A 26,915-nucleotide genomic window follows, 5' to 3' on the forward strand; every position below is an offset into this window, starting at 1 on the left:
GCCTCACCCGGGGTTCCCGGCGGATACGGCCAAGGCGTCACGCGCCTTGAGGAACGGCTCGATGGGCAGGCGGGTGATCCCGGCGCCGACCTGGCCACGGCCCGCTTCCCGGTGCGCGAAGCCGTTGTTGACGACCGGGGTGATCCCGGTCCGGCAGACGAGGCCGACATCGATGCCCACGGGCGTGCCCCGGAAGCCGTCGAAGGGGATCAGGAACCGCCCGCTGCTGCCTCGGCAGATCCGCCGCATCGCCCCGACCAGCGCGACGGCCTCGTCATGGGTGCCCCCGATGAACGAGCTGATCGCCGGGGCCGCGGTCAGGGCGAACGCGCCGAGGCCGACCGTCTCCGTGATGAAGGAGTCGCCCATCGCCGGACAGGCGTCCGCGACGGTGAACCCGGGGAACACCTTCGGTTCGCCCACCGGGGCGGGCGAGGTGAACCAGCCGTCCACCCCGCTCACCCGCAAGCCCAGCGTGCGGCCGTTCGCGCACATCGCGGTGACCAGCCCGCGGGTGTCGTGCGCGCCGTGCGCGGCGTCCCCGAGCACCTTGGCCGCCGCCATCGAGAAGGCGAGGAAGGTGTGCGGATTGCCCGCGAGGAACTCCAGCACCGCGGCAGCCGTGTCCGCGTCGGGGGACACCCGCACGACGGCGGGTGCCAGACGGGCCACGAGGGCGGCGGTGGCGGCGACATTGCGGTTGTGGCACTCGTCCCCGCGCCGCAGGCCCTCCGCCTGGAGAGCGGTGATGTCGACACCGCCCTCGCTCTTGAGCGCCGCGTCCAGCACCGGGGCGAGCACGTCCCCCATCCACCGCAGCCGGGCCAGGACCCGGCCGTTCGTCGAGCCGAACCGCAGCGCCTCGCCGAGGCCCTCGTTGAGCGGGGCGAACGCGGTCCGTCCGTCCTCGCCCGTCACCTCGACGACGGGGGTGGCGGGGGAGACGACGCCCGCCATCGCCCCCACCCCTCCGGCCGAGTGGCACGGCAGCAGGGTCAGGCCACCGGAGTCGAGCAGTTCGCCCGCCGCGCGCAGATCCCCGGCCTCGCCCTCCAGGACGAGTGCGCCGAGCAGGGCACCGCGCATCGGCCCGGGCGGATCGTCCTGGCCCAGCGGGGGACCCGCGTGCAGGAACGTCCTGGCGCCGACGGCGTCCGTCACCTCGCCCGCCCGCCGGACGCCGGTCGCCACGGCCCTGCCCTCGGCGAGCAGTCTCCAGCCGTCGCGGTTCCTCATATGCGCGGCGGTGTCCACAGGACCGGGTCGCTGGCCGGTGTCATCTTCGCGAGCACCAGTTCGTCGAAGGCGTTGGCCGTTCCCCACTGGTCCTGCTCCTCCGGCGTGGTGCCCCAGACCTTGGGTGTCCAGCCGTGCTCCTCGTCGATCCGGATCAGTTCGGTCGTGTACTCCATGACGAAGCCGCTCGACGGCTCCTGGAAGTACGAGTACGTGTTGTCCCCGGCGCCGTGCCGTCCGGGACCCCACAGCGGCTGGACGCCGGCGCGCATGATCCGGCCCGTTCCGCGCATGAACTCGTCGAGGCCGTTGAGTTCGAAGGACACATGGTTCAGGCTCGTGTGCTTCGACCTCGCGAACGCGATGATGTGGTGCCAGCTCCCGGTGCGCATGAAGCAGAAGAAGTCCTGGAGCCAGTCGGAGATCTTGAAGCCCAGCACCTCGCCGTACCAGGCGACCGTCCGGTTCACATCAGGGGTGTTGAACACCACATGGCTGATGAACTTCGGCCTCGACTCGCCGCGTTCGACCGGCCGGTGGGCGCGCTGCTCGACCTCGGTCGCCAGTTCCAGGGCGCGGCCGTCGCAGTCGAAGAAGGCGCAGGCGTAGCCGCCGCCCAGCTCCGGCCGCTCGCCGGGCTCACGGATGATCTGTGCGCCGCTGCGGGCCACGCGCTCGAACAGCACGTCCACCCCGGCCCGGTCGCGCACGTCGAACGTGGTCAGCTCGATCCCGGCGACGTCGTTCCCGCGCAGTTTGACGATGTAGTTACTGGGACACCCGGACCCGAAGTAGCTCCGGCCCCGGTCCTCCTCGACCAGGTCCAGCTGCCAGAGGTCCCGGTAGAAGCCCCGCGCCACCGGCAGATCCGCCACGGCGATCGCGACGGACCGCACGCTCGTGATCGGATGGGGACCGGGGGGCGAGGCGTGGGCAGGGGCGGACGGGGTGGACAGGGACATATGACTCTCGCTTTCTGGCCGAGGGCTCGGCCGTCTTCGCCCCCGGCGGGGGCGGTGACCACGCTCACCAGTCAGTGGCGATGTACTTCGATTCCATGAATTCGAGCATTCCCTCGAAACCGCCCTCGCGGCCGAGACCGCTCTCCTTGACCCCGCCGAACGGCGCAGCGGGATCGGAGAGCAGACCGCGGTTGACGGCGACCATGCCCGCCTCCAGTTCGCCCGCCATCCGCAGCCCTCGGCGCAGATCGGAGGTGTAGACGTACGCCGCGAGCCCGAGAGGGGTGTCATTGGCGGCCCGGACGACCTCGTCGTCGGTGTCGAAGGCGATGAGAGCCGCGACGGGGCCGAAGATCTCCGCACGGACGATGTCCGCCCCGGGCGGGACGTCGACGAGGACGGTGGGCGCGTAGAACGCCCCTTCCCGCCGCGGCCGTTCGCCGCCCGTGAGGATCCGCGCCCCCGCGGCCACCGCGGACTCCACCAGGGCGGCGACCTTGTCGACGGCACGGTCGTTGATCAGGGGACCACATTCGCTCGCGGGGTCGGTTCCCGGGCCGACGGCCAGCGCGGCGAACCGGTCGGCCAGACGACGGGAGACCGCCTCGATGAGGGAGCGGTGGACATAGACGCGGTTGGCGGCGGTGCACGCCTGCCCGCCATTGCGCATCTTCGCGATCATCAGACCCTCGATCACCTCGTCCACGTCGGCGTCGTCGAGCACGATGAAGGGCGCGTTCCCGCCCAGTTCCATGCTGGACTTGAGCACCGTGTCGGCGGCTTCGCGCAGCAGGACACGTCCCACCTCGGTGGAGCCGGTGAACGACAGGGCCCGCACTCGCGGGTCGTGCAGCATCGCGCGCACCACCTCGCCGGACCGGCTGGTGGTGACGACGTTGATCACACCGTCGGGCACACCCGCCTCCGCGCACAGCCGGGCGATCAGATAGGCGGTGAGCGGGGTCTCGGCGGCCGGCTTGAGCACGACCGGGCATCCGGCGGCCAGCGCCGGCGCGATCTTCCGGGTGGCCATGGCGGCGGGGAAGTTCCACGGGGTGATCAGCACGGCGACGCCGATGGGCTCGTAGGCCACCATGATCCGATTGGTGCCGCCGGGCGAGACGCCGAGGTGGCCCGCCGCCCGCACCGCCTCCTCGGAGTACCACCGGAAGAACTCCGCGGCGTAGGCGACCTCGCCCCGGGCGTCGGCGAGTGTCTTGCCGTTCTCCGCCGAGATCAGCCGGGCGATGTCGTCCGCGCGCTCGGTCATCAGCTCCCAGCAGCGCCGCAGGATCTCGGCCCGGTGCCGGGGGCTGGTCGCCCGCCAGGAAGCAAATGCCCCGGCTGCCGCATCGACGGCCGCCAGGCCGTCCTCGACGCTGCCGTCCGGCACGGCGCCGAGCGCCTTCCCGGAGGACGGATCGCGGACCTCGATCGGGTCGCGCGGGCGGCCGGGCGGCGCCGCGCCGATGATGAGATCGGGGAACAGTGGTTCGGTGGACATCGTCATCGAAGATCCTTCGCTCTTGTGGCGGGGGAGCGGCATCAGGCCGGGTTGCGGCCGGTGAAGAACTCGTGGTCCGGGGAGTCGGTGACATCGAGACCGCCGGCCACGGCGGCGGCGCGGAGCTGTGCCATCTGGCCGTCGTTGATACGGGACAGCGGCGCACGCATGGGGCCGCCGTTGAACCCGTTGAGCCACCCCTGGTACTTCCACAGGTAGCGATGGACCATCGCGGTGCCCGCCACGGCCTGTCCGACGACGGCGGAGTCGGCCTCGCGCACCGGGTGGATCCGCCAGTAGATCTCCATCGCGTCGTCGAAGCGGCCCTCGCGCATGAGATCGAAGTAGCGTGCCACCCAGGGGCCGTACGCCTCGTAGTTCGAGGTCCCCATCCACTGCATCCCGTACATCGAGTGCCATGCCGGGGAGTTGGACTCGATCGGGTCCATGACGATGACCTGGTCGCGGTACTTGTGGAAGATCTCGGCGATGCCGCCGACCCCGGGTCCGCCGACCTCGCTCTTCACCGCGACGACATTCGGGATCTCGTCGATCATCCGGCCGATCAGCCGCGGTGAGAAGTGGCTGGGGTGCAGCCGGCGGAAGTTCCACAGGTGCATGGCGAAGACGATGACGCCGAGGTTCGTGCTGTCGGCGACGGCCTTGGTGTAGTCGAAGACCTCCTGCTCGGTCCGCGGGTAGAAGGTGAGCGGGTAGGACAGCAGGACGTACGTCGCACCGCGCTTCTCCGACTCCTGGACCAGGCGGATGTTGTCCTGAAGGGTCGGCAGCGCGGCGTGGACGACGATCTGGAGGTCGTCCCCGGCCTCGTCGACCGAGATCTCGGTGATGCGGAGCAGTTCCTCGAAGGTGGTTCCGCACTCCGAGACGATGAGCGCGGACGACATCCCGAGCTGCTTCTCCAGGTCGATGTCATGCCGGACGGCACGCTCGTTGACCTTGCTCAGATCGCTGGTGAACGTCGGCAGCAGGCATCCGCAGATGCCCTTCATGTTCTCCTTGGCCCAAGCGCGGGCTTCCAGACGTGAGTAGCTCATGGACGGATCTCCGTTCGACGGGACTGACGCGGGTCACGACGGACCGGCACGGACCTGGACGCGACGGAAACGTGTCTCGACGCGCCTGAAGCGGTCCGGACGTCTCGATATCCAGATAGTGGATGACGTAACCGCTTGGTGGATAGTGGCGGAGGCTAGCAACCGGAGATCGGTCGGTCAACAGTTCGCCCGCCGCTGTCGACCGCGGTGACGAGTGGGCGGGATCGGGGCCTTTTCGTGCGCTTCCGGGGGCATTGACACCCGGCATTCACGGTTGTAGCTTCACCGCACCCACTAAGTGGATAGCGTATCCACTATCTGGATATTGCCTGCTCGGAGACAGGAGTCTGCGGATGATCAAGGCAGAAACGACCGAAACCCGGGTGAGCCGGCAGTCGTACTGGGGCGACGACGAGTTCCAGCTGGAGATGGAGCGAATCTTCCGGCGATGCTGGCTCTTCGTGGCGCACGAGAGCGAGATCGCCCGCCCCGGTGACTACGTCACCAGGAACCTGGGCGGTGAGGACGTCATCGTGACCCGCGACGAGAGCGGGGAGATCAGGGCGTTCCTCAACTCGTGCACCCACCGGGGCACCCAACTGTGCCGGGCGGACCTCGGCAACTCCTCGCACTTCAGGTGCAGCTACCACGGCTGGACCTTCGCCAACTCCGGCGACCTCAAAGGCGTCCCGGAACGCAAACAGGTCTTCGACGCCTCCTTCGACAAATCCGCGTTCGGCCTGGTGCGCGTCCCCCATGTGGACACCTTCCACGGCCTGGTGTTCGCCAGCTGGAACCCGGACGCCCCACCACTGGCCGAGGAACTGGGCCCCGCCGCCTGGTATCTGCGCGGGGTCCTCGACAAGGCCGGCGACCTGGTCGCGGCCGGCCCCCCGGCCCGCGCCCGCGTCCGGACCAACTGGAAACTCGGATCGGAGAACTTCGCCGGCGACGGATACCACCTGGCGACCACCCACCAGAGCCCGATCGAACTGGGCACCTACCTCAACACCGACGCGTTCCCCCAGCTCGAAGGGGTGTCCATGGCCGGAATGCGAGGACGGTGCGTCGTCGCGGGAAACGGCCACACCTTCCGCGTACAGCACTACGACCTGCCCGGGACGGAGCCCGTCTTCCTCGGCTACCCGCCCGAGAAGTGGCCGGAGATGGCGGAGAGCCTGGACAGCGGCCAGATCGACCTGATGTCACGGATGTCCGTGCTCCACGGGAACATCTTCCCCAACCTGTCGCTCATCGACGCCGCCGCGCTCACCTCCGGCGACGACACCCCGGCCGTGTCCTACGTCCAGTTCCGTGCCTGGCGCCCCCTCGACAGCATGCACTGCGAGCTGATGCTCTGGGCGCTCGTACCGAAGTGGTACGACGACCAGCAGCGCACCGACTCCCTGCGGGCCAACCTGCGCATGGTCGGCCTGGCGGGCATCTTCGACACCGACGACCTCCAGAACTGGACCAGCGTCGCGGACATGAGCCGGGGCGCCGTCTCACGGACCACGGACTTCGTCTACGAGGGCGGCCTCGCGGCCCCGAAGGACACCGAGAAGCCCTGGCCGGGCGACGTCTACGACATCGACCACTCCGAGACCAATCAGCGCGAGCTGTACCGGCGCTGGGCGGAACTGATGAACGACACCTCGTTCGTCCCCACCGCGGCGGGACGGAGGTCGGCCCGATGAACGCACTGACGGAACACCACCGGCACAGCGGGACACCCGATCCTGAGACATCGAGCGCACTGAGCCACTTCTACGATGTCGAGGCGCGACTGCTGGACACCTACGCATACCCCCAGTGGCTGCCGCTGCTGGAGGACGAGTTCGTCTACCGTGTCCCCGTCACGGTCACCCGCGACGATCCGTCGCTGGCGCCGAACATGCCCGGGGTCCACCTGGTCGACGAGTCACGGGAGTCACTGGCATCCCTGTGGGCCCGCCGCTTCGAACCGGAGCACATCGACTTCGCCTGGGGCGAGGTTCCGCTCCACCGCATACGGCGGTTCGTCAGCAACGTGGTGGCCGAACCCGGCGAACGGGTCGGCGAGTTCATCGTCACCAGCAACGTGCTGATCAGCGTCACCCATCAGTCGCACCCCGCCGTCATCGCACCCGCGGGACGACGTGACGTGGTGCGCCGCCGCCCGGACGGCTGGGGGCTGGTGAGCCGCACCGCCGTCCTGGACGAGAGCGTCGTCAGGCTGCCGCACCTGCGGATGGTGATCTGAGTGCCCCCGCAGACCCCCCGGGCCAGTGGTCCTCCGGCCGACGAGCACAACGTCGTCGAGTCGGAGTTCACCGTGGTGAACGAGTTCACCGCCGTACGCATCAGCAAGGTCAGGACCCGCAACGGCCACCGGGTCGAGATCCGGTCGCTGCGGCTGGGCTTTCACCTCCAGCTCGACCCGCTCGCCCTCGAAAGCATCAGCTGGCAGTCACCCGAAGTGTTCTCCCAGTTCCTCGACCAGCCCTTCGGGCCCGCGCCGGGCCCCACCCCTCGATGACCCGGCCACGGCACCTCACCGCCACCGCCACCGCTACCGAGAGAGACCCCGAACATGCTTCTCCTGACGGACGACGAAGTCCGCGCCTGTCTGCCGATGGACCAGCTCGTCGACGCCCTGCGCGACGGCTACCGCATCGAGGCTGACGGCGGCGTACAGCTGCCCGACCGCGTCAACCTCGCCGCCCGGCCCGGCTTCTTCCGCCTCATGCCCGCCGTCGTCGGCGGCGCCGACGTCATGGGCTTCAAGGTCTTCAACCAGGTGAGCGCAGGCGGCGTCCAGTACCTGATCGGCCTGTACGACGAGGGCTCGGGCGAACTGCTGGCCCAGCTCGACGGCGCCTATCTCACCGCCGCGCGGACCGGCGCGGCGACCGGCGTGGCAGCGGGCCTGCTCGGTCCACGCGGCCCGGTCGAGGTCGGACTGATCGGCTCCGGACTGGAGGCGGAGACGAACCTCGCGGGCACCTGCGCGGCCCTTGACGTCACATCGGTCGCGGTCTTCAGCCCCCACCCCGAGCGCCGGGAGCGATTCGCCCGGCGCATGACCGAGCGGCTGGGAATCCCCGTGGTCCCGGTGGACACCGCCGAACAAGCGGCCTCGGCCGCGGTGGTGGTCGTGGCGACCAACACCGGCATGGGCACCGGCCGAGTGGCCCTGCGCGGGAAGTGGCTCAGCCCCGGCGCGACCGTCCTGTCCATCGGCTCCACCATGCCGGAGCTGCGCGAACTCGACGTCGAGGTCATGGACCGCGCCCGCCTGGTCGTCAGCGACGCACCCGAACAGGCCCGCGGCGAGTCCGGGGACCTGATCGCCGCCGACGAGGCCGGAGCACTCAGCGGCAAGCTGCGGTCACTCGCCGAACTCGCCGCCCCCACCGCCCACCGGGCACCCCGCGAGCACCCCGCGGACATCGCCGTCTACAAATCCGTCGGCACCGCACTGCAAGACCTCATCGCCGCCCGCCTGGTGTACGAGCACGCGCGCACCGCCGGCACCGGCATCGACGTCGACCTCCTGCGGGTCAAGAAGCCGGCGGGGTCGTGAGCGCCCCCGACGCCGCCCGGCGCGTCGCCCTGGTCACCGGCGCCGCCAGCGGAATCGGCGCCGCGACCGCCCGGGCCCTAGCCCGCGCCGGATACGCCGTGGCGGCCTGTGACCTGTCCGGTCCCGGAGCCCGCGAGACCGCCGACGGCATCCGCTCCACCGGCGTGAGAGCCACGGCGTACCAAGTGGATGTCACCGACGGGACGGCGGTCGCCGACGCGGTACACGCCACCCAGCACGAACTGGGCCCGCTGGACGTCGTCGTGCACGCGGCAGGCATCTTCGACCAGAACCAGCCCTTCACCGAACTCACCGACGACGTATGGGAGCTGGTGCTCCGCGTCAACGTCAGGGGCACGGCCAACACACTGCGCGCCGCACTCCCCGCCCTGGCCGCCCGGGGCCACGGCAGCATCATCACGGTGGCCTCGTCGGCGGGACTCGTCCCCCGGGGCGGCGGCGCCGCGTACATCGCCTCCAAACACGCGGTGGTGGGACTGACCATGAAGGTGGCCGCCGAGGCCGCCGCCCAGGGCGTCCGGGTCAACGCGGTCGCCCCCGGCTGGATCCCGACCCGGCTCTTCGAGACCAGCGCGACCGCGCTGCGCGCCGGGACGGCCCGGCCGGGCGAGATCCCCGAGGAACCGGCCCCCGTCGGCGGCACGGTCCCGATGGGGCGGCCCGGCACCGCCGACGAGGTCGCGGACGGGATCGTCTTCCTCGCCGACGACCGCTCCCGCTACATCACCGGCACCGTCCTGCCGATCGACGGCGGCTATCTCCTCGCGTGACGAGGCCGCGTCCCCTCCCGTAACAGCCGGTGTCCCGGCGCATTTCACGATCCAGAGGTACTGCCATGAAAGTGACCGCCCATCTCACCAAGTGCCGTGGCTACGGCAGTTGCATGCTTGAGGCCCCCACCGTGTTCGACCTGGACGAGGACGAGAACCGGGTCGTCGTACTCGATGAGGAACCGGCGGAGGAACTGCGCGGCACCATCGAACGCGCCGTACGGTCCTGTCCGGCCCGCGCCCTTCAGGTGACCGGCTGATGGCCCCGCCCCGGCAGGTGACGATCGTCGGCGCCTCCCTCGGCGGGATGTCGCTCGCCCAGGAACTGCGCCGGCTCGGCTACGACGGAGGGGTGACGGTGATCGGGGCCGAGCCGACCCGCGCCCACTACGACCGCACCCAGTTGTCCAAGGACCTGCTGACCGGCCGCGCCGAACCCGATTCCCTCTACCTGGCGACCGAGGACGAGATCGCCGCTCTCACGCTCGACCTGCGCACGGGCCGCCGTGCCACCGCGCTGCGCACGGGCGAGGGCGGCACGACCGTCACCGTCGACGACGGCACGTCCCTGGGCGCCGAGGTCGTCGTGATCGCCACGGGTTCCGCCGCCCGCCGGCCACGGTTCCCGTCCGACCTGCGGGGTGTGCACTGTCTGCGCAGTCTGGAGGACGGCCTCGCACTGCGCGCCGCGCTGGCCGACGCGGAGCGGGTCGTGGTCCTGGGAGCGGGCTTCATCGGCTGCGAGGTCGCCGCCGCCGCACGGGAACTCGGCCGCGAGGTGACCGTGGTCGACATCCAGCCGGTGCCGATGCACGGGGTCCTGGGACCCGTCGTCGGCGACCATTTCAGGCGGCTGCACCAGGCCCGGGGCACCGCGTTCGAACTCGGCACCGGCGTCGACGGTCTGGTCGGGGACGGCCATGTCCGTGGCGTACGGCTGGCCGACGGCCGGGTCCTGGACGCGGACCTGGTGGTCATCGGGTTCGGCGGCGTCCCGGAGACCCGATGGCTGGAGGGATCGGGCGTGGCGATGGACAACGGGGTGCTCTGCGACGACGCGGGCCGCACCACGGCCGCCGGTGTGTTCGCCCTCGGGGACGCGGCCCGCTGGCACTCCCCCCGGCACGGCCGCCCCGTACGGTCGGAGCACTGGAACCACGTGGGGCTCCAGGCGTCCGTGGTCGCGGAGAACATCGTCGCCGGTGCGGTGACCACACAGTCCGCCCCGGCGGCCCGGCTCGACGCGCTGCCCTCCTTCTGGACCGATCAGTTCGGCTCCCGGATGCAACTGGTGGGGGCACCCGCCCCGGAGGACAGCGTCCACATCCTCGCCGGCGCACCAGGGGAGTCAGGTCTGGTCGCGGTGTACACCCGCGACGGACATGCCACGGCCGCCGTCGCCGTGGACGCGCCACGCGCACTGATCCGCCATCACGCACAGGTGGCGGCCGGTGCCCCCTGGCCGCCCGTGCAGGCCACACCCCACTGACCGGCACGGCCTGAGCCCCGTGGAAGACCGCGGGCGCACCGGGCGTGGCGCGCACTGCCTCCGGCGTCGCGGTGACAGCGGCGCCGGATCACTACCGGGGCGCGACCTTGCCCCGCCACCCGAGCAACTGGGACAGCGACGTGGCCAGACCGAGGGTGACGTCCCGGACCTCCGCGGGGTCGGGCCCGTCCTTGCGCGCGGTGACGATGGACGCCGACCCCACCACAGCGCCCCCGGCGTTGCGCACCGGGGCTGCGGTCGCCGTCGTCGCCGAGGTGATGTCCGGGTCGGTGGTCACCACCCCTGAGTTCCGCGCCCCGTCGAGGACGGTCAGCAACCCGGCCGCGTCGGTGATGGCCGTCTCGTCCTCGACGGACGTGAAGTGGGCTACGTAGGCGGCGCAGAAATCGTCCGGCGCGAAGGCCAGCAGCACCAGCCCGCGCGCGCCGATGTGCAGCGGGTACGGGCGATAGGTATTGGCGTACGAAAGGCTGGGCACCGGATCCCGTGGCTCGACACTCGCGATCGCGATGGAGGCGTAGGACTCCCGCTCGGCGATCTGCACGAAACCGCCCACCCGGTCGGCCGCGGTCCGCATCAGCGGCTCACCGGTATGGAAGAGCGGGTGCTCATTGAGATACGACGACCCGATCGCGAACAGCCGCCGGCCCACGTAGTGCAGCCCGGTCGCGTCGTCACGGTGCACGAATCCGTGCTCACGGAGGTACACGAGGGTGCGGTGGGCGGTCGCCCACTTCGAGGAGGTACGTTCGGCCAGCTCCGTCGCCCGCATCGGTTTCTCGGCGAGGTACTCCAGCATCTGCATGGCCCTGTGCATGCTCTGCATCGAGCTGGACGTGGACCCGCGAGCGGTGTCCCCACTTTCGAACATCGCAAAAATCTACCACGGGCGACAACAGCCCTGATCATCGGCGCCGGGACCGGGCCGGTACCCGACTCCTTGTGGAGGCGGGGTACCGACCGGACCGGGCCCCGGCCGTTCACCGGCCGGGGCGCGTCCTCCCGCGGATCACCACCTCATACGGTGGCGTCCAGGTCGGGCAGCGGGTGGCGGGCGCACAGGCTGCTCACCTCCGCGCGCGCCCGGGCACGGACGGCCTCGTCGAGGTGCCAGGTGCGGGTGTCCGTGGCCTTGACCGAGGACAGGACCCGGTCGACCAGGGCGGCGCACTCATGGACGGCGTCGGCGTCCATACCGCGTGCGGCCAGGTGGTTCGTGCCCAGCCGCAGACCGCTGGTCACCCGTGGGCCGTGCGGGTCGTCGGGGATCTTGTTCTTGTTCACGATGATTCCGCACGACTCCAGCGCCTGCTCCGCGACCAGTCCGGTCAGTCCCCTGCGGCCGATGTCGATGAGCACCATGTGGTTGTCCGTGCCGCCGGTGAGGACGTGATGACCGGCGTCGGACAGCGCCGAAGCCAGGACCGTGGCACCGGAGACGATTCGCCGGGCCAGTTCCCGGAACTCGGGCTGCGCCACCCGCGCCAGCGCCCTGCCCTTGGCCGCGACGGCCTGGAGCTGCGGAGTGCCCTGCACATAGGGGAAGACCGCGCTCTGCAAGGTCTCGGCGAGGGTCTTGCGCGAGCCCGGTACGGGAGTGTCGGCGTCCCCGCCCATCAGGACGAGGCCGCCACGGGGGCCGTAGAGCTGCTTGTAGGTGCTGGTCGTGGTCACGTGCGCCACATCGACGGGGCTGGGGTGCAGGCCCGCCGCCACCAGGCCGGAGATGTGGGAGATGTCGGCGAGCAGGAAGGCTCCGACCTCGTCGGCTATCGCCCGGAACCGGACGAAGTCGATCTCGCGGGGGTAGGCGCTCGCGCCGCAGACGATCAGCCGGGGCCGGTGCTCCTTGGAGAGGCGTTCGACCTCGTCCATGTCGATCCAGCCGGCGGCGTCGGTGCCGTAGCCGACCGATGTGAAGTAGGTGCCGGACACCGAGGCACGGGAGCCGTGGGTGAGATGACCGCCCGCGCTCAGCTCCATGCCGAGAAGTACGTCGCCGGGGCTGAGCAGACTGAACATCACGGCCTGGTTGGCGGTGCTGCCGGAGTGGGGCTGGACGTTGGCGTACCGGGCGCCGAAGGCGGCCTTGGCGCGGCGGATCGCCAGCCGTTCCACCTCGTCCACCACCTCGCAGCCCGCGTGGAAGCGGGCCCCGGGGTATCCCTCGGTGGTGACATTGCCGAGGACCGTTCCCTCACAGGCGGTCACCGAGGCGGGCGCGACGCTGGAGGCGGCGATCATGGCAAGGGTCGAGGACTGGCGCAGGTGCTCGCGCTCCAGCAGGTCGTACAGTTCGCGGTCCTGGTCGTGCAGCTGACGTAAGCCGAGCTGCGCGTAGGTGGCCAGGGGGCTGGAAGACAGGGTCATCGGTTCTCCACTTGTGCCAGGAGGCCGGCGAGGGCCGGCTCTTCGGGGTTCTCGGCCAGCCGATGCATCGCGGACAGGACCTGCCGGAGCAGTTCATCGGCGGTTCCGCGGCCGTACCGGGTCTCGTCGACGACGACCTCCAGGAGCTGACCACGGCCGCGCGGATCGTCGATGACCTCGACGCGGACCGCCAGGCTCGATGTGTCCCTGAGGTCCTCGTCGGTGGTGACCAGGCCGGTGTCCAGGAGCCGGTCCCGGACATGGAAATGGACGTAGTTGAAGGCGGTGTCGAAGGGGACACCACCGAGCAGCGCACGCACCTCGGCGTCCGGGAAGCGGCGGTGGCCGAGCAGCCCGCTCTCCGCCTCGAAGGCACGCCTGGCCGCGGTCCGCCAGGAGGCTCCGGCCAGATCGAGGCGCAGCGGGAGGGTGTTCAGGAACAGGCCGAGGGTCAGCTCACTGCCCACCGTCTCCGGCCGGCCGCTCACGGTCAGTCCGACGGTGACCTCGGTGGCGCCGGCCAGGACCGCCTGGGCCGCGCAGTCCGCCGCCAGGTACAGGCTCTTCACCGGAACACCCCACGCGACACCGAGCCGCTGGACGCGCTCGACGTCGTCGGCCGGGATACGGGCCGCGGCCTTGCGGTAGGGATCGCCCGTGCCGTCGCCCCGCTCGGGAAGCGTCGCCGCCGGCCCGCCGCCCAGCTTCTCGAAGAACCGCCGGGACGTGTCGTCGCGCAGTGCGGCGCGCTCCAGGCGTACGTACTCCTGCGCGGGTGCGGGTGCGGCGAGTTCCAGGTGCTCGCCGCGCAGCAGCGCCGCGTACAGCCGGATCAGCTCGCTGGCCAGGACGGTCTCGCTCCAGCCGTCCAGCGCCGCGTGGTGGAACGCGTAGGCGAGCCGGAACTCCGAGGTGCCCGTGCGGGCCGCGTGCACCCGCCACAGCGGTGCCCGCTCGGGGTCGAAGGGGGCCTGAAGAGTCCGTACGACGGCGTCGTACCGCTCGGACATCGCGGCCGGGTCCAGGTCCGACCAGTCCGCCGACTCGACGGGGACGACGACCTCCCGCTCCACCACCTGCATGGGCTCGCTGAAGGTGGTCAGGTCGAAGCGGGTGCGCAGCATCGGGTGGCGCAGGGTGACGGCCTCGACGGCCCGTCGGAGCACGGCCGGGTCCAGCGGGAGCGTGACCGAGCGGGACACCACGTCGATGTAGAGATGCCCCCCGCTCAGCAGGTTCTCGTAGATCAGACCCAGTTGCAGCCGGGTGGCCGGATACACCGCATCCGCGCTGTCCGCGACCAGCGCCAGGTCCTGGGGGGAGACCAGCTCCTGGCTCTGCCCTTCGTCGGGTGTGCCCGCCGTGCCGTCGCCGCAGGCGCCACGGGGCGTGGGGTTCTTGAACAGGTCGAGGAGAGTCAGTCGCAGTCCGCGTTCCTTGGCCACGCCGACGACCTGGACGGCGAGGAGCGAGTCCCCGCCCAGAGAGAAGAAGTCGTCGTCCGGGCCGACGCCGTCGACTCCGAGGATCTCCTCCCAGACGCGCGCCAGGACGGCGGCGTCGGCCCCTCCTGGCCGGGGCGACTCTTCGATGGCTGTGTCACTCACTGTCCGTTCCTTCTTCTCGTCGGGCGTAAGGCTGTCGTGGAGGTACGGGCTGTCGTGGGGATCAGGGCTGTCATGGGCGTTCGGGCGAAAGGGCCGGGTGTCACAGCCGGCCGAGGTCGGCACCGGTCACCGTCACCGTCCGGACACCGGGTTCCTGGGGGAAGGCGAAGGTGTAGCGCAGCCTGGACTCGATGTCCGCGAAGACGGCGGCGAGTTCGGTCAGGCCGCTGGTCTCGCCGATGACGGTGTCGAGTTCCTGGGTCTGCACGCCTCCCGCGAGCCGGGTGCCCGGCCGGGCGTAGGGGCGGTGCACCGTCACCTCGGCGAGGGCCCGGATCTCGTCGGCGCCTTCCACCGCGACCAGTTCGCAGGGGTCGCGGGGAGCGGGATGGATGATCTGGTAGACCGCCCGGCCCGGCGGCAGTGCAGGGATGTCGACCCGCTCGCCGAGGGCGATCCGGCCGGCCAGCCCGATCAGGTCGGTGCCGGTGGTGCGGCGGGACAGTTCGTTGATGCCGCCGCCCAGCCGCCCGTTCACCTCGATGAACCGGGGTCCCTCGGGGGTGAGTTTGGCCTCGGTGTGGGTCAGGCCCGTGGTGATGCCCAGCGCCCTGACCGCCCGCCTGGCCAGGTCGAAGACCCGCTCCGTCTCCTGCGGGTCCAGGGGTGAGGGCCAGAACCTGCCGGTCTCCCGGAACGGGGGAACCATGGGGAACTTGCCGGTCACCGCGATATCGGTGATGTCCCCCTGCTGCACGAACTGCTCGATCGAGACGTAGTCGCCGAAGGGCGCGCAGTCCCGCCCCACCAGGTACTCCTCCAGGACGAGAGCCCCCGCGGGGTCGTATCCGGGTGTTCCCGCGGCCAGCAGCCGTTCCGTCGTCCGCCGTCCCCCGGCCTCGTCCTCGATGAGGAAGGTGTTGCGGCTGGCGCCTCCGAAGGCGGGCTTGAGGACCGCGGGGAGGCCCACGTGCGCGACCGCGTCCGCCCACTGGGCGACGGTGTCGATCCGGTGGAAGCGCACGGAGTCGACACCCGCCGCCCGCAGCGCGTTTCGCTGGTTCCACTTGTCGGTCAGCAGTGCGGTGGTCGCCGGCGAGTGCTGCGGCAGCCCCAGCCGGTGGGCCAGCTCCCCGGTGAGACGCAGGGCCTTCTCGCTGAACGTCACGATGCCGCCGGGGCCATGACCGGCGAGCCGGACCACCGCCTGTTCGAGGTCGTCGATCCAGACGAGAGGCGCGAACTGCGTGAGCAGCGGCTCCATCGCCCGGGTGTGCTCGTTGCGTTCCGCGGCGAAGACCCAGCTGGCCCAGTCGCCCAGCCCCACGGCGATGTCACCCGGGTGCGCCGCACCGGCGTCGTACACCACGATCAGTGGCTTCACCGGAACTCCTTTCGTGCGCGGTCACCGTCCAGGACGGTGTGGATCAGCTCGGTCACCCGGGTGAGGCCGTCCCGGAAGTAGAAGTGGCCGCCCGGCAGCGTGCGGGTGATCAGGCCCGCCGTGGTGCACTCGGACCACGTCTCCAGATGCCCGGCGTCCACCCAGGCGTCGTCCGCGCCGCCGATCGCGAGCAGCGGGCAGGACAGGGGCAGGCGTCCGGGGACGTGCCGGGCGAGCATCAGGTAGTCGGCGCGCAGGACGGGCACGATCAGGTCCAGGACGGCGGGGTCGAGGAGCAGCTCGGGATCGAGCGGGCTGTAGCGGGTGATCTCCTGGAGCCACTGCGCGTCGGACATGGCCAGGACCTGCCCGGCATCCACGCGGGGTGCGGACGGCGCCCGGGCCGCGGAGGCGACCAGCAGTTCCACCTCGCGGCCCGCGTGCTCCAGGTGCAGCGCCAGCGCGTGGCCGAGCACACCGCCCAGGCTGTGGCCGACGATGACCACCGGCCCCGTGGAATGCCGCTCGATCTCCCGGCCCGCCTCGGCGGCCAGCTCATCGATACTGGTCGGCGGCGCTTCGGCGGCGCGTGGGCCCCGGCCGGGATATTGCAGGACGAGGGCGCTCTCGCCGGCGCGCAGGAGCTGTGCGGGCCAGTCGCCCATGGAGTAGGCGCTGCCCCCGGCGAACGGAGCCAGGACATAGGTGCGGGTGCCCGCCGCCGCGCCGTAGTGCCACAGCAGCGGGGTGGGTTCGGTGTGCTTCACGAGGCGGCGGGCGCTACGGACTTGGGGCGGATGTCGGTCCACACCGTCGCGACATGGGCCAGGCACTCCTCCCGGCTGCCGCTGACCCCGATCGTCCGCCAGCCCGCGGGCAGGGCCTTGGCCTCGGGCCATATCGAGTACTGCTCTTCTGCGTTCACCACAACGGTGTGGGTCATCGGGTGGGCTCCTCACTGGATGGGTGCGGGGACGCGTCGGCGGCGGCACGCAGGGCTTCGGAACAGGACGCGACGAGCGCGTTCCTGCGGGGTGCGGCACAGACCTCGCCGCTGAAGCGCCACAGGACGGTCAGCCGGCCGTCGACGATGCTGGGATAGATCTCGATGGGATGGGAACGGGGCATGTCCGCGGGCCGGTCGTCCCCGGAGATGTCGGTGCGCACGTCCCCGAGCGGCCCAGGCGCCTGGCCATGGCCCGTGCGGTCGCCGCCCTCGTCGCCGCCCGCGTGCAGATAGCCCGGTTCCCCCCAGTAGTTGAAGAGCACCTCGGGCACGGGGAGGGCGGCGAGCCGGGCGCGCAGCGCCGGATCGGGGTGCAGATGGCGCAGCAGGTCGAGGTCGAGGCCCCGGCCGGGGATGCTCCGGACCAGCTCGGCCACGGCACGGGCCTGGTGCACATCGGCGGGGTCGGTCGGCATGGGCAGCGCGAAGGGGTAGGCGGTGTTGAAGAAGCCGACGGTGCGGCTCAGGTCGACGTCGTCGAACAGGTCTTCCCGGCCATGGCCGCCGAGCTGCACCAGGAGGTCACCGGCCGGTACCTCCAGCCACGTCCTGAAGCCCGCGCCGATCGCGGCCAGCAGGCATTCGTAGACGGTCAGTCCGCGGCGGGCCGCTCCCTCGACGAACCGGCGCGTCCACTCCCTGTCGAAGATGTCGGTGTGCTCCTGGGTGTTGCCCTCGGTCCCCGGGGAGCAGGCGTGGACGACCGGTACGCAGCGGCTCCAGTCACGGGTCAGCCAGTACCCGGCGTCCAGGCGGCCCGGTTCACCGCGTACGAACTCCACCAGGCGCCTGGCCCACGCGGTGTACGGCGTGCCGACCGGATCCAGGGCGTCGGCGTGGCCGTCCCGCAGGATCGCGGAGAGGTCCTCGGTGATCACGTTCCAGGAGTAGAGGTCCACCACCGCGTGGTGGACGACCATGACCAGCCGGTCGTCCTGCCCCTCGGGGAGCCGGAGCAGCCCGGCCCGGCACACCGGTCCCGCCCGCAGATCCAGGGCCGCGTGCAGTCGCGTCGCCGAGGCGTGCATCCGCGACTCCAGGGCGTCCGCCGGCACCTGGGTCAGGTCGAACTCCGTCAGCGGCGGCGGTACGTCGGTGACGGTCTGCGCCAGCGGGCCGCCCTCGGGGTCGACGCGGGCCCGCAGCATCGGATGGCGCTCGGCCAGCAGCTGAACGGCGTGCCGCACCTCATCCGTGGTGACCGGGCGCCGTACGGCGTACAGGACTCCATGGTTCCAGTGGTCGGGACGCGGCACGCCCCGGGCGAAGAAGTTCAGCTGGGCGGGGGTGAGCGGGGCGGGCGAGACATCGGGGCCGCCCGCGGCGCGGGGCCCGGCGGTGGTTAGGGACCTCCGTTGCGCGACCGTGGCCAGTTCCCCGACGGTGCGGTGCTCCAGCAGATGCCGGGGGCGCAGCTCGATGCCACGGCGCCCGGCCGCCTGGACGACGCGGATCCCGGTGATGGAGTCACCGCCCAGCGCGAAGAAGTCGTCGGTGACGCCCACGCGTTCGAGCCTGAGGACGGTGGCCCACAGCTCGCACAGCTCCGCTTCCAGGGCGGTGCGCGGAGCCGTGTACGCGGCGGTCGGCACGGCCCGCTGGGCGGCGCGGGCCCGCAGCGCCTTGCGGTCCACCTTGCCGTTGCGGTTGCGGGGCAGCTCATCGAGTGCCACCACTTCGTTCGGCACCATGTACGCGGGCAGCCGGTCGGCGGCGAATCGCTGGAGCTGCGCGGCGGTCGGCGCGCTGCCGGAGGTGAGCGTGACGAAGGCGACGAGCCGCTCCAGGCCGTCGTCCTTGAGGAGTTCGACCACGGCCCGCGCCACCTGGGGATGGCCCTCCACGGCGTGCTCGATCTCGCCCAGTTCCACGCGGCGGCCACGGAGCTTGACCTGGTTGTCGGCCCGGCCGAGCAGCTCGACCGATCCGTCCGCCCGCCATCGGCCGAGGTCTCCGGTGCAGTACATCCGCCGTCCCGGTACGGGGGAGAACACGTCCGGCACGAACCGTTCCGCTGTCATCGCGGGCTGGCCCACATAGCCGCGGCCCACACTCTCCCCGCCGATGTACACCTGGCCGGTGACACCGGGCGGCACGGGCTGAAGATCCGCGTCGAGCACATGCACGCGGACATGGGGCAGCACCTTGCCGACGGAGGTGTACATGCCCTCGTCGGCCGTGACGGGCCCGCCCGTGCTGTCGTCGGCGACCTCCGCGGGCCCATAGGCGTTGAGCAGCTCCACGCCGGGCATGACACTGTGCCACCGGGAGGCCAGTTCGCCGCTCAGCGGCTCTCCGGTGGCGATGAGACGGCCCAGGGTCGAGCGGACCGCCGCCGCGGAGTCGGGGGCGGCCTCGAAGTGCTCCAGGAGCACGGCGACGAAGGTCGGTACCAGCGCGAGACAGCCGAACCGGTGCTCCACCGCCATCGTGGCGAGTGCCGCGGGATCGCGCACCACGTCGTCGGGGACCACGCAGACCGTCGAGCCGGACGTCAGCCCCGCGAACATCTGCCAGATGGACAGGTCGAAGGTGAGCGGCGCGGTCTGCGGCACCTCCACCCCCGGGTCCAGGCCGTAGTCCGGCACCCGGGTGGCCAGCAGATTGAGGAAGGAATGGTGCTCGACACCCGCACCCTTCGGGGTGCCCGTCGAGCCCGACGTGAAGATGATGTAGGCCAGATCGGCGGGGGCCGCCGGAGGGCCGAGGAGTTCCGCCACCGCCCCGGGGTCGTACGGCCCCGGGGCGGACTCGGCCTCGTCGCGCAGCAGCGCCGGAAGCAGCCGGGGCGCGTCGAGATCCTGCGGCAGCTCCACCTCCGGGTCCGCTACGACGACACGGGCGCCGCGCATCAGCCGGTCCCTGCGTCCGGCGGGCATCGTCGGGTCCAGCGGGACGTACACGCCGCCCGCGAAGAGGACACCGACGGCCATCACGAGGAACCACGCGCTGCGCCGCGCGACCAGGGCGACCTGGCTCTCCGCTCCGACGCCCGCCGCGCGCAGGTTCCGTGCGACGGCGGTGGCGTACGAGCACAGTTGCCGGTAGGTGAACGAGTCCGTCCCGTCGTGGATCGCGACAGCGTCGGGGCGCTGCGCGGCCTGGGCCAGCAGCAGGTCCCGGTAGGGCCGGCCGTTGTCCAGGTGGGAGGTCGTGTTGAAGGTGGTCAGCACCTGGTGGCGGGTGGCCGCGTCGAGGACACCGAGGTCGGTGAGGCGCCGGTCGGGGTCGGCCAGCCCCTGCTCCAGCACGGTGACCACGCCCGTCACCAGCGCGTCCAGCCGGGCGGCGGACAGCAGCCGCGAGGTCACGGTGACCTCCGTGGCGCCCAGGCGCAGGGAGGCGGAGGGCTCGGGGGCGGTGCCCCCGGGGTCCGGACCGTCGACGCCGACCGTGAGTGTCAGGTCGTCCTCCAGGAGGCTTCGGTACGTCGCCACGTCGACCTCGCTGTGGGCGAGGACCTGCGCGGCCGAGGACCGTACGGTGCCCAGCCACTGCCGGAAGGTCATCGCCGGGTCGGGGCGCAGCAGTACGGGCGGCTCGTGCTCCAGCGGGGCACCGGCCAGCAGGGTGACGGCGTCCTCGGCACCGAACCGGCGCAGTACGAGGCCCGTGGCAGCCGCGACGGCGGTCCAGCGCAGGAGCGGCTCACCGCCGGTGACGCGGTCGAGGTCCGCCCGCGTGGCGGGGGTGAGCCGGGCTCGCGCGGTGGCCGGGGGACCGGGCGCGACCTGGTGCGAACCGCCTCCCAGGGCTTGTGCCGTGGCGAGGGATCCGGCGCGCAGGTCGTCCCGGCGGTGCAGCCAGAACTCGCGCGAGGCGAGACCGGCGGAGTCGGTGGTGGTGATCACGTGGGGGTTCTCCTCTTGACAGGCCTTGGGTTCGGCAGGCCGTCGGCCGTTCAGAACGTGAAGTCCGGCACGTCCGGCGCTCCGGCCGTCCGGGCCGGCGCGTCGAACAGGTCGAACAAGGTGGCGTCGGAGCCCCGCTCGGCCAGGTTGCGCAGCAGCGTGCGGTACTCGTCGAGCCAGGCGGCGACCGTTTCCCGCCGGAACAGGTCCGTGGCGTACTTCAGGCCGGCCCACAGGGCGTCCCCGTACTCCATGACCGACACGCTGAGCGGAAACGTCGGCGCCGACGGGTCGACATCGAGCAGCTCCATGGCCGGGCCGCCCGGCCCGAGACCACGCGGGGGCTCGACCGCGTTGTGGAAGCTGAAGTTGGTGGTCGCGGCGGGCTCCGCCGTGTGCGGCCGGGCGATCCGTACGATCCGGTCGGCGGGCAGGTCACCGTGCGACAGCGCGGACAGCTGGGCGTCACGCACGGCCATGAGCAGGGCGGAGAACGGCTCGTCCGGAACCAGGGCGGCCCGGATCACCACGGTGTTGGCGTAGCAGCCGATCACATCGTCATGACCGGGCACCCGGCCGGTGACCGCGCTGGCGACGGACAGGTCACGGCTGCCGCCGATCTTCCAGAGCAGTGCCATCCACCCGGCGAGCAGCACCATGTTGAGCGTGCCCCGGCCCTGGCGGGCGATCTCGCGCAGCCGGGCGGCGAGGCCGGGCTCGATCGGGAAGGGCAGATCGGCGCCACGGTCCGGGAGCCGGGAGGAATCGGCGTCCGCGACATCGGTCGGCAGTGCCACCGCGGGTATCCCCGCGAGGCGGTGCCGCCAGAACTCGACCAGTCGCCGGCCGCGTTCGCCCTCGATCAGCGCCCGCTGCTCGCGGACGTAGTCGAGATAGGTGTGCGCGGGCGCCGGGCGGTCGCCGTCGCCGCTCAGATCGTCCATCAGGATCCGCCACGACCAGCCGTCGAAGAACAGGTGGTGGAAGGTCAGCACGAGGACCTGCTGGTCCCGGTCCTGGAACCGGGCCCGCACCAACTGGTAGCGGGCCGGTGTGCCGCCGTAGAGGTCGAGCGGCTCGGCCACCAGCTCCTTCAGCCGGGTCAGCAGCAGGTCACGGCCGTCGGTGGCCGTCGTCCCGGGGAACGCCATGGTGCGTTGTTCCAGGGTGAGCCGCGCCTGTTCGGGCGGGCTGATGACCTGTACGGGTCCGTCAGCGCCGTCGTGCAGGGCGACACGCAGCATGGGGTGGCGGCGGACCAATGCCTCCAGCCGCCCGGTCAGGCTCTCGGCGGCCACCGGGCCATCGAGGAGGAAGGCGCTCGCCACGTTGTACGCACATGATTCGGGGGAGAGCTGCACGGCTGCCCAGATCGCGGTCTGCTGCCCGGAGAGCGGGCCTTCGACCGGGGTGGGTCCGGTGGCTGCCTCGGCGCCCTCGACGGCCGCGGGTCGGTCGGCGGTGGTTGCGCTTGCCGCGAGGCCGTTCCGGTCGGTGGCGGTCGTTGCCGCCGATGCGGCCGAGGGTTCCGGGTCGAGCGAGGCGGCCAGCTCGCCCAGGGAGGAGAAGTCGAAGAGGTCGATGACATCGAGGGCGGTGCCGAGACGGTCGTTCAGGCGGGTGATCAGCTGGACGCCGTTGAGCGAGTCTCCGCCCACCTCGAAGAAGTCGTCGCCCAGGCCGAGCCCGGGTTCCTTCAGAACGTCCCTGGCCAGTTCGAGCACCACCGCGGCCGGCGTCGTGTCGGTGGCGGTCGGCTCCGGACCCGCGTCGGCCGGGACGCCCGACAAGCTGTCCGACGGGTTGGCGGCCGGGCTGTCCGATGGGCCGTCCGCCACGGGAGTGGCGAGCGCGGCGTCCGGCCAGCAGCGCACCTCGGCGAACGGGGCGGCGGGCAGTTCGATCCGGCGCCGGGGCCCCCGCCCCAGGCCCTTGTGCCAGTCCAGGGCCAACCCCAGGCGGTGGCAGGCGGCGAGCAGTTCAGCCGGGGAGCGCGGGGTGACGGTCTCGTAGCGGGGGCCGGTCCCCTCGGCCAGCAGGACCGAGAGGGCGCTGCCCGGTGCCAGGTCGACGACGGTCGCGGTGCCGGCCAATCCGGCGAGCGCCGCCCTGAGCCGGCCCGCGTCGGGTGGCGTGGCGTACGACTCCTCGTCCGCCTGGGTCAGCGCGGTGGGCAGATCCAGCGTGCCCCGTGTGTACCGGTCCGCCAACGCGCCCACTCCGTGGGCCAGTACGAGATCCGGGGTGATCGCGAGATCGGTGAGCAGCGCCTGCGTTCCCGCGAGGCGCAGCAACTGACGCTGCCTCGCGGTCCAGCGCTCCGCCGGCCGGTTGCTCAGCGCCTCGTCCAGGACGCGGCCGAACCCGGGGAACGTGTGCGCCATGTCCAGCAGATGGCCCGTGTCCAGGTCTGCGGCGGTGTCCAGGGGCGAGCCGAGGGCGAGTACGAGCGGGGCGGCGACCGCGGCGACCGTGGTGCCGGCGGTGGACGTGTCGTCGGGCGCCGAGGCCTCTTCGGCCAGGAAGCCGTCCAGCTCGCCGAGCAGTTGGGTGGCGTCGGTCACGGCCCAGGCCCTGCGGTGGGCGAAGCGGTCCCCGTGCTCGCGCCCGAGTGCGAGGACATCGGCCGCGTCCGCGAGGGGAAAGCGCCGCGGATCGGCGGCGACGGCCTGCCGGAGCCGCGCGGCGTACCGCCGCAGCCCGGACGCGTCGCGGGCGGAGAGGACGATGGCGTGGTCGGCGTGGTCGACATGGGCGGCGCGACTGGAGTGGCTGGTATGGCCGGCGCGGCCGGTGTGGCCCGCAACCGGGGCCCGGGTCGCCGCCCGGGTGCTGGCGCCCTCCTCGACGACGACATGCGCGTTGGTGCCGCTGAGGCCGAACCCGCTCAGGCCACTGCGCCGGGGGAACGCACCCGTCGGCCACGACTCGCACCGGTCGGTGACGCGCAGCGCGGTGCCGTCCAGGCCGAGCAGCGGGTTGGGCGCGGTGAAGCACGCCGTGGGGAAGATCTCCCCGGAACGGAACTGCGCGATGATCCGCATGAGGCCCGCGAAGCCAGCCATGCAGTCCAGATGGCCGAAGTTGCCCTTGGCGGAGGACACGGGGAGCGCGGCGGCCCGGGTCGTACCCGGAAAGTCGGCCGCCACCTCGGACAGCGCGGCGGCCAGCCCCTGGATCTCGATCGGGTCGCCGATCCTGGTGCCGGTGCCGTGTGCCTCGACGTAGCCGATGGTCGCGGGATCCACGCCTGCGTCCCGCAGCGCGGCGGCGATGACCTGGGCCTGGCCCGCCGGGCTGGGCGCCGTCAGGCCGCCTGCCCGCCCGGCGTCCTGGTTGACCGCGCTGCCACGGATCACCGCGTGCACGGTGTCGCCGTCACGTACCGCGTCCGCCAGCCGCTTGAGCAGGACGAAGCCGCCGCCCTCGCCGAAGGTCGTGCCGTCCGACTTCTCGTCGAAGGGGCGGCAGCGGCCGGTGGCGGAGAGCACTCCCAGACCGTCCGCGGCCCGGGGCCGGGACGGTGGGCGGCCCAGGACGAGTTCGTAGCCGCCGACCAGGGCCGACTCGCACTCGCCGTACGCCAGTTTCCGGCGCGCCTCGTGCAGCGCGACGAGGAAGGAGGAGCAGGCGGTGTCGATGACCATCGCGCTGCCGCGCAGATCGAGGTGGTAGGCGATACGGCCGGCGGCTAGGCCCGGATGCTGCCGGTGAGGGCGGCACCCTGGCGGCGGCCGGTCTCGCCCAGCAGCTCGTACAGGGTCGGTTCCGGTCCGCCGTACCCGGCGGTGTGGACACAGACGTCGTGGCCGCGCAGCTCCGCCGGGGCATAGCCGGCCTGGCCGATCGCGCGCACGGCGAGCTGGAGCATCTTGCGCTGCCGGGGGTCGATCAGCTCGGCCTCGGCGCGGGACAGCCCGAACAGACGGTGGTCGAAGCCCGTGATGTCGTCGACCCAGCCGCCCTCCTGGTCGCTCTCCAGGTGCCTGACCCCGGTGGCCCGTGCCCGGGCGGCGGGCATCGGCCCGAGACAGTCGCGCCCGGTGCGCAGGATCTCGGTCAGCGTGTCCCAGTCGTCGCACCGGGGGAACTCGAAGGCGAGGCCGACCACAGCCACCGCGGTGGTGTCGTTTCCCGTGTCCATGAGGCCCTTCACAGCTCGACGGTCTTCACGAGCGGTTCCGTCCCCCGGTCGTCCCCGCCGTCCAGGGCGGCGGCGAGCGCGGCCACGGTGGGATGCTGGAAGATCTGATGGATGGTCATCGCGGGGTAGGTGCGGCGCAGGCCCGCGAAGACCCGCAGCGCCTTGAAGGAGTCGCCGCCGATCTCCATGAACCGCTCGTCGCGGCCGACCTGGGACCGTCCCAGTACGGAACTCCACAGCGCGGCCACGAAGCGCTCGGCGTCGGTGCGCGGCAGGGCGCCGGCCGGCCGGTCGGGGGCGGCGGAGCGCGCGGCCGAGGCGCGCAGGGCGGCCAGGTCGGCCTTCCCGTTCACGGTGACGGGGATGGCGGGGACGATGCTGACGCGGCTGGGGACGAGCGCCGGGGCCAGGCGCTCGCGCAGGTGCCGGCTGATCTCCTCCGAACCGAGCGGGGAGGTTGATACGACGTAGGCGACCAGCTCGGTGGGAGCGTCGGGGGCGGGTTCCTCACCGATGACCAGGGCCTGCCGGACACCGGGTAGGGCGAGCAGCGCCGATTCGATCTCACCGGGCTCGACGCGGTTGCCGCGGACCTTCAGCTGGCGGTCGGCCCGCCCCAGATACTCGTAGACGCCCTCGCTGTCGCGGACCATCAGGTCATCGGTGCGGTAGAAGCGCTCGCCGTCCGCGTCACGGATGAACTTGCGCTCGGTCAGTTCCGGATCGCCGCGGTAGCCGTGGGCCAGACAGCGGCCCCCGATGTAGAGGATGCCCGGGGTGCCGTCGGGCACGGGCTCGCCGTTCTCACCCAGCAGGCGCAGCGAGACACCCTCGATGGCCTTGCCCACCGGGACCCGGGCTCGCCGGGTGTCCGCCTCCCGCACCTGGTGCAGCATCATCTCGATGGTCGCCTCGGAAGGGCCGTAGCCGTTGAAGACATGCAGGTCGGGCCGGGCCTTGAGCATCGCGGCGGCCAGCCGGGGCGGGAACGCCTCGCCCGCGAGGACGGCCATGCGGCGGGGCAGCAGCGACGCGATGTCCCGCTGCCCCGCCAGCGCCTCCAGCAGGGAGGGGGTGTAGGTGATGGCGTCCACCGGGTGGCTCTTGAGTTCGGCGGCGAGGGCGTCGGCGTCGAGCGTGGTGTGGCGGTCGTAGATGTCCAGCCGGGCACCGCTGAGCACGGCGCCGAAGACGGAGATGAGCCCGAGGTCGGCGGCGAAGGTCGTGGTGAGGCCGAAGCTGCGCGGGGTGGTGATCGGCGCCATGTGACGCCAGAAGCCGAGGTGATGGTTGAGCACGGCCGCGTGCGGAACCTCGACCGCCTTGGGCGTGCCCGTCGATCCGGACGTGAACACGAGATACGCCGAGTCCTCGGGTCGCGTCTCCTGGGCCGGCTCGTAGGCAGCGGTGGGCAGTGAGCCGTCCAGCACACATGCCGCGGGCGCGCCCTGGGGCAGGCGGGACCGGTTGCGCCGGTCCACGAGGACGGCCCGGGCTCCGGTCGAGGTCAGCAGCGCCCCGATCCGGGCGTCCGGGTCCGTGGGGTCCAGGTGCACATGGATCGCGCCCACCGACCACGCGCCGAGGAGGGACACCACGGACCACACCGAGCGGTCCACCAGGGTGACCACCACGTCTCCGCGCCCGATGCCGCGGTCCCGCAGCCACAGCGCTAATCCGCCGGCCGCCGCCGCCAGCTGACGGTAGCTCAGTTCGGTGTCGCCGTGCCGTACGGCGGGGTGTGCCCCGTATCGCTCGGCCACCTCGTGGAAGAGGGCGGCGACCGATCGGTGGCCGGACGCGGAGGGCGGCGTCAGTGGTTCGGCGTGCACGAGCACTCCTTGGCTAGGTCAAGAATGGAGTCGTTCATTTCTGGCACGGCGTCCGACAAATGGGAGAGCCTCAGCCGGGACCCGGCCCGGCGGAG

General features: G+C 71.8%; 21 protein-coding genes. 7 read left to right on the forward strand and 14 right to left on the reverse strand.

Going from position 1 to position 26,915, the window contains the following annotated elements; translation table 11 throughout:
- Window positions 1–3: 3 nt before the first annotated feature.
- From ACFXAZ_RS19510 to ACFXAZ_RS19525, 4 genes are all read right to left on the reverse strand, one after another.
- On the reverse strand, window positions 4–1,236 hold the full coding sequence (locus tag ACFXAZ_RS19510) for a DUF1116 domain-containing protein (protein WP_384592363.1): 1,233 nt from the start codon (window positions 1,234–1,236) through the stop codon (window positions 4–6).
- Window positions 1,233–2,132 (reverse strand): VOC family protein, encoded by a 900-nt coding sequence (locus ACFXAZ_RS19515; RefSeq protein WP_384592366.1) that lies wholly within the window; start codon window positions 2,130–2,132, stop codon window positions 1,233–1,235. The genes ACFXAZ_RS19510 and ACFXAZ_RS19515 overlap by 4 nt, the downstream gene beginning before the upstream one ends.
- 130 nt (window positions 2,133–2,262) lie before the next feature.
- The gene (locus ACFXAZ_RS19520) at window positions 2,263–3,702 is read right to left on the reverse strand and encodes an NAD-dependent succinate-semialdehyde dehydrogenase (protein ID WP_384592369.1); all 1,440 of its coding nucleotides are present in this window, start codon (window positions 3,700–3,702) and stop codon (window positions 2,263–2,265) included.
- A 41-nt stretch (window positions 3,703–3,743) separates the two neighbouring features.
- Window positions 3,744–4,760: a dihydrodipicolinate synthase family protein gene (locus tag ACFXAZ_RS19525; protein WP_384592372.1), complete on the reverse strand. Its 1,017-nt coding sequence runs from the start codon at window positions 4,758–4,760 to the stop codon at window positions 3,744–3,746.
- 353 nt (window positions 4,761–5,113) lie between these two features.
- Here ACFXAZ_RS19525 and ACFXAZ_RS19530 point away from each other — a divergent pair, with 353 nt between their 5' ends.
- The 7 genes from ACFXAZ_RS19530 (at window position 5,114) to ACFXAZ_RS19560 (ending at window position 10,605) form a co-directional block, all read left to right on the forward strand.
- Window positions 5,114–6,457 (forward strand): Rieske 2Fe-2S domain-containing protein, encoded by a 1,344-nt coding sequence (locus ACFXAZ_RS19530; RefSeq protein ID WP_384592375.1) that lies wholly within the window; start codon window positions 5,114–5,116, stop codon window positions 6,455–6,457.
- Window positions 6,454–7,002, forward strand: a complete 549-nt coding sequence (locus ACFXAZ_RS19535) for an aromatic-ring-hydroxylating dioxygenase subunit beta (RefSeq protein ID WP_384592378.1) — start codon at window positions 6,454–6,456, stop codon at window positions 7,000–7,002. The genes ACFXAZ_RS19530 and ACFXAZ_RS19535 overlap by 4 nt, the downstream gene beginning before the upstream one ends.
- The gene (locus ACFXAZ_RS19540) at window positions 7,003–7,278 is read left to right on the forward strand and encodes a hypothetical protein (RefSeq protein ID WP_384592380.1); all 276 of its coding nucleotides are present in this window, start codon (window positions 7,003–7,005) and stop codon (window positions 7,276–7,278) included.
- Between the two features lie 54 nt (window positions 7,279–7,332).
- Complete coding sequence (locus ACFXAZ_RS19545) at window positions 7,333–8,325, forward strand: ornithine cyclodeaminase family protein (RefSeq protein ID WP_384592382.1); 993 nt, start codon at window positions 7,333–7,335, stop codon at window positions 8,323–8,325.
- Window positions 8,322–9,116 (forward strand): SDR family NAD(P)-dependent oxidoreductase, encoded by a 795-nt coding sequence (locus ACFXAZ_RS19550; RefSeq protein ID WP_384592385.1) that lies wholly within the window; start codon window positions 8,322–8,324, stop codon window positions 9,114–9,116. Before ACFXAZ_RS19545 ends, ACFXAZ_RS19550 begins: the two co-directional genes overlap by 4 nt.
- A 65-nt stretch (window positions 9,117–9,181) precedes the next feature.
- Entirely contained in the window at window positions 9,182–9,376 is a 195-nt protein-coding gene (locus ACFXAZ_RS19555) for a ferredoxin (protein WP_384592388.1), read from the forward strand.
- The gene (locus tag ACFXAZ_RS19560; protein ID WP_384592391.1) at window positions 9,376–10,605 is read left to right on the forward strand and encodes an NAD(P)/FAD-dependent oxidoreductase; all 1,230 of its coding nucleotides are present in this window, start codon (window positions 9,376–9,378) and stop codon (window positions 10,603–10,605) included. Before ACFXAZ_RS19555 ends, ACFXAZ_RS19560 begins: the two co-directional genes overlap by 1 nt.
- Window positions 10,606–10,696: 91 nt before the next feature.
- Here ACFXAZ_RS19560 and ACFXAZ_RS19565 read toward each other — a convergent pair whose 3' ends face one another.
- The 10 genes from ACFXAZ_RS19565 to ACFXAZ_RS19610 all read right to left on the reverse strand — a co-directional run bounded on the left by ACFXAZ_RS19565 (window position 10,697) and on the right by ACFXAZ_RS19610 (window position 26,820).
- Window positions 10,697–11,497 carry an IclR family transcriptional regulator gene (locus tag ACFXAZ_RS19565; protein WP_384592395.1) on the reverse strand — a complete coding sequence of 267 codons (801 nt, stop codon included), beginning with the start codon at window positions 11,495–11,497 and terminating at the stop codon, window positions 10,697–10,699.
- A 146-nt stretch (window positions 11,498–11,643) separates the two neighbouring features.
- Window positions 11,644–12,996 carry a serine hydroxymethyltransferase gene (glyA, locus tag ACFXAZ_RS19570; protein ID WP_384592398.1) on the reverse strand — a complete coding sequence of 451 codons (1,353 nt, stop codon included), beginning with the start codon at window positions 12,994–12,996 and terminating at the stop codon, window positions 11,644–11,646.
- Window positions 12,993–14,603: a condensation domain-containing protein gene (locus ACFXAZ_RS19575; RefSeq protein ID WP_384592401.1), complete on the reverse strand. Its 1,611-nt coding sequence runs from the start codon at window positions 14,601–14,603 to the stop codon at window positions 12,993–12,995. Before ACFXAZ_RS19575 ends, glyA begins: the two co-directional genes overlap by 4 nt.
- Before the next feature lie 100 nt (window positions 14,604–14,703).
- Window positions 14,704–15,987: an acetyl-CoA carboxylase biotin carboxylase subunit family protein gene (locus ACFXAZ_RS19580; protein ID WP_384592404.1), complete on the reverse strand. Its 1,284-nt coding sequence runs from the start codon at window positions 15,985–15,987 to the stop codon at window positions 14,704–14,706.
- The gene (locus ACFXAZ_RS19585) at window positions 15,984–16,754 is read right to left on the reverse strand and encodes a thioesterase II family protein (RefSeq protein WP_384592407.1); all 771 of its coding nucleotides are present in this window, start codon (window positions 16,752–16,754) and stop codon (window positions 15,984–15,986) included. The genes ACFXAZ_RS19580 and ACFXAZ_RS19585 overlap by 4 nt, the downstream gene beginning before the upstream one ends.
- Window positions 16,751–16,930, reverse strand: coding sequence for an MbtH family protein (locus ACFXAZ_RS19590; protein ID WP_384592410.1), 180 nt, complete (start codon window positions 16,928–16,930; stop codon window positions 16,751–16,753). The genes ACFXAZ_RS19585 and ACFXAZ_RS19590 overlap by 4 nt, the downstream gene beginning before the upstream one ends.
- A complete protein-coding gene (locus ACFXAZ_RS19595; RefSeq protein ID WP_384592413.1) occupies window positions 16,927–20,844 on the reverse strand; it encodes an amino acid adenylation domain-containing protein in 3,918 nt (1,305 codons plus the stop codon). The genes ACFXAZ_RS19590 and ACFXAZ_RS19595 overlap by 4 nt, the downstream gene beginning before the upstream one ends.
- Window positions 20,845–20,894: 50 nt before the next feature.
- On the reverse strand, window positions 20,895–24,491 hold the full coding sequence (locus ACFXAZ_RS19600) for a condensation domain-containing protein (protein WP_384592416.1): 3,597 nt from the start codon (window positions 24,489–24,491) through the stop codon (window positions 20,895–20,897).
- A gap of 44 nt (window positions 24,492–24,535) precedes the next feature.
- Entirely contained in the window at window positions 24,536–24,988 is a 453-nt protein-coding gene (locus tag ACFXAZ_RS19605) for a beta-ketoacyl synthase N-terminal-like domain-containing protein (RefSeq protein ID WP_384592419.1), read from the reverse strand.
- Between the two features lie 8 nt (window positions 24,989–24,996).
- Complete coding sequence (locus ACFXAZ_RS19610) at window positions 24,997–26,820, reverse strand: non-ribosomal peptide synthetase (RefSeq protein ID WP_384592422.1); 1,824 nt, start codon at window positions 26,818–26,820, stop codon at window positions 24,997–24,999.
- Window positions 26,821–26,915 lie beyond the last annotated feature (95 nt).

It is taken from the genome of Streptomyces sp. NPDC059477 (assembly GCF_042749375.1).
Lineage (GTDB): Bacteria > Actinomycetota > Actinomycetes > Streptomycetales > Streptomycetaceae > Streptomyces.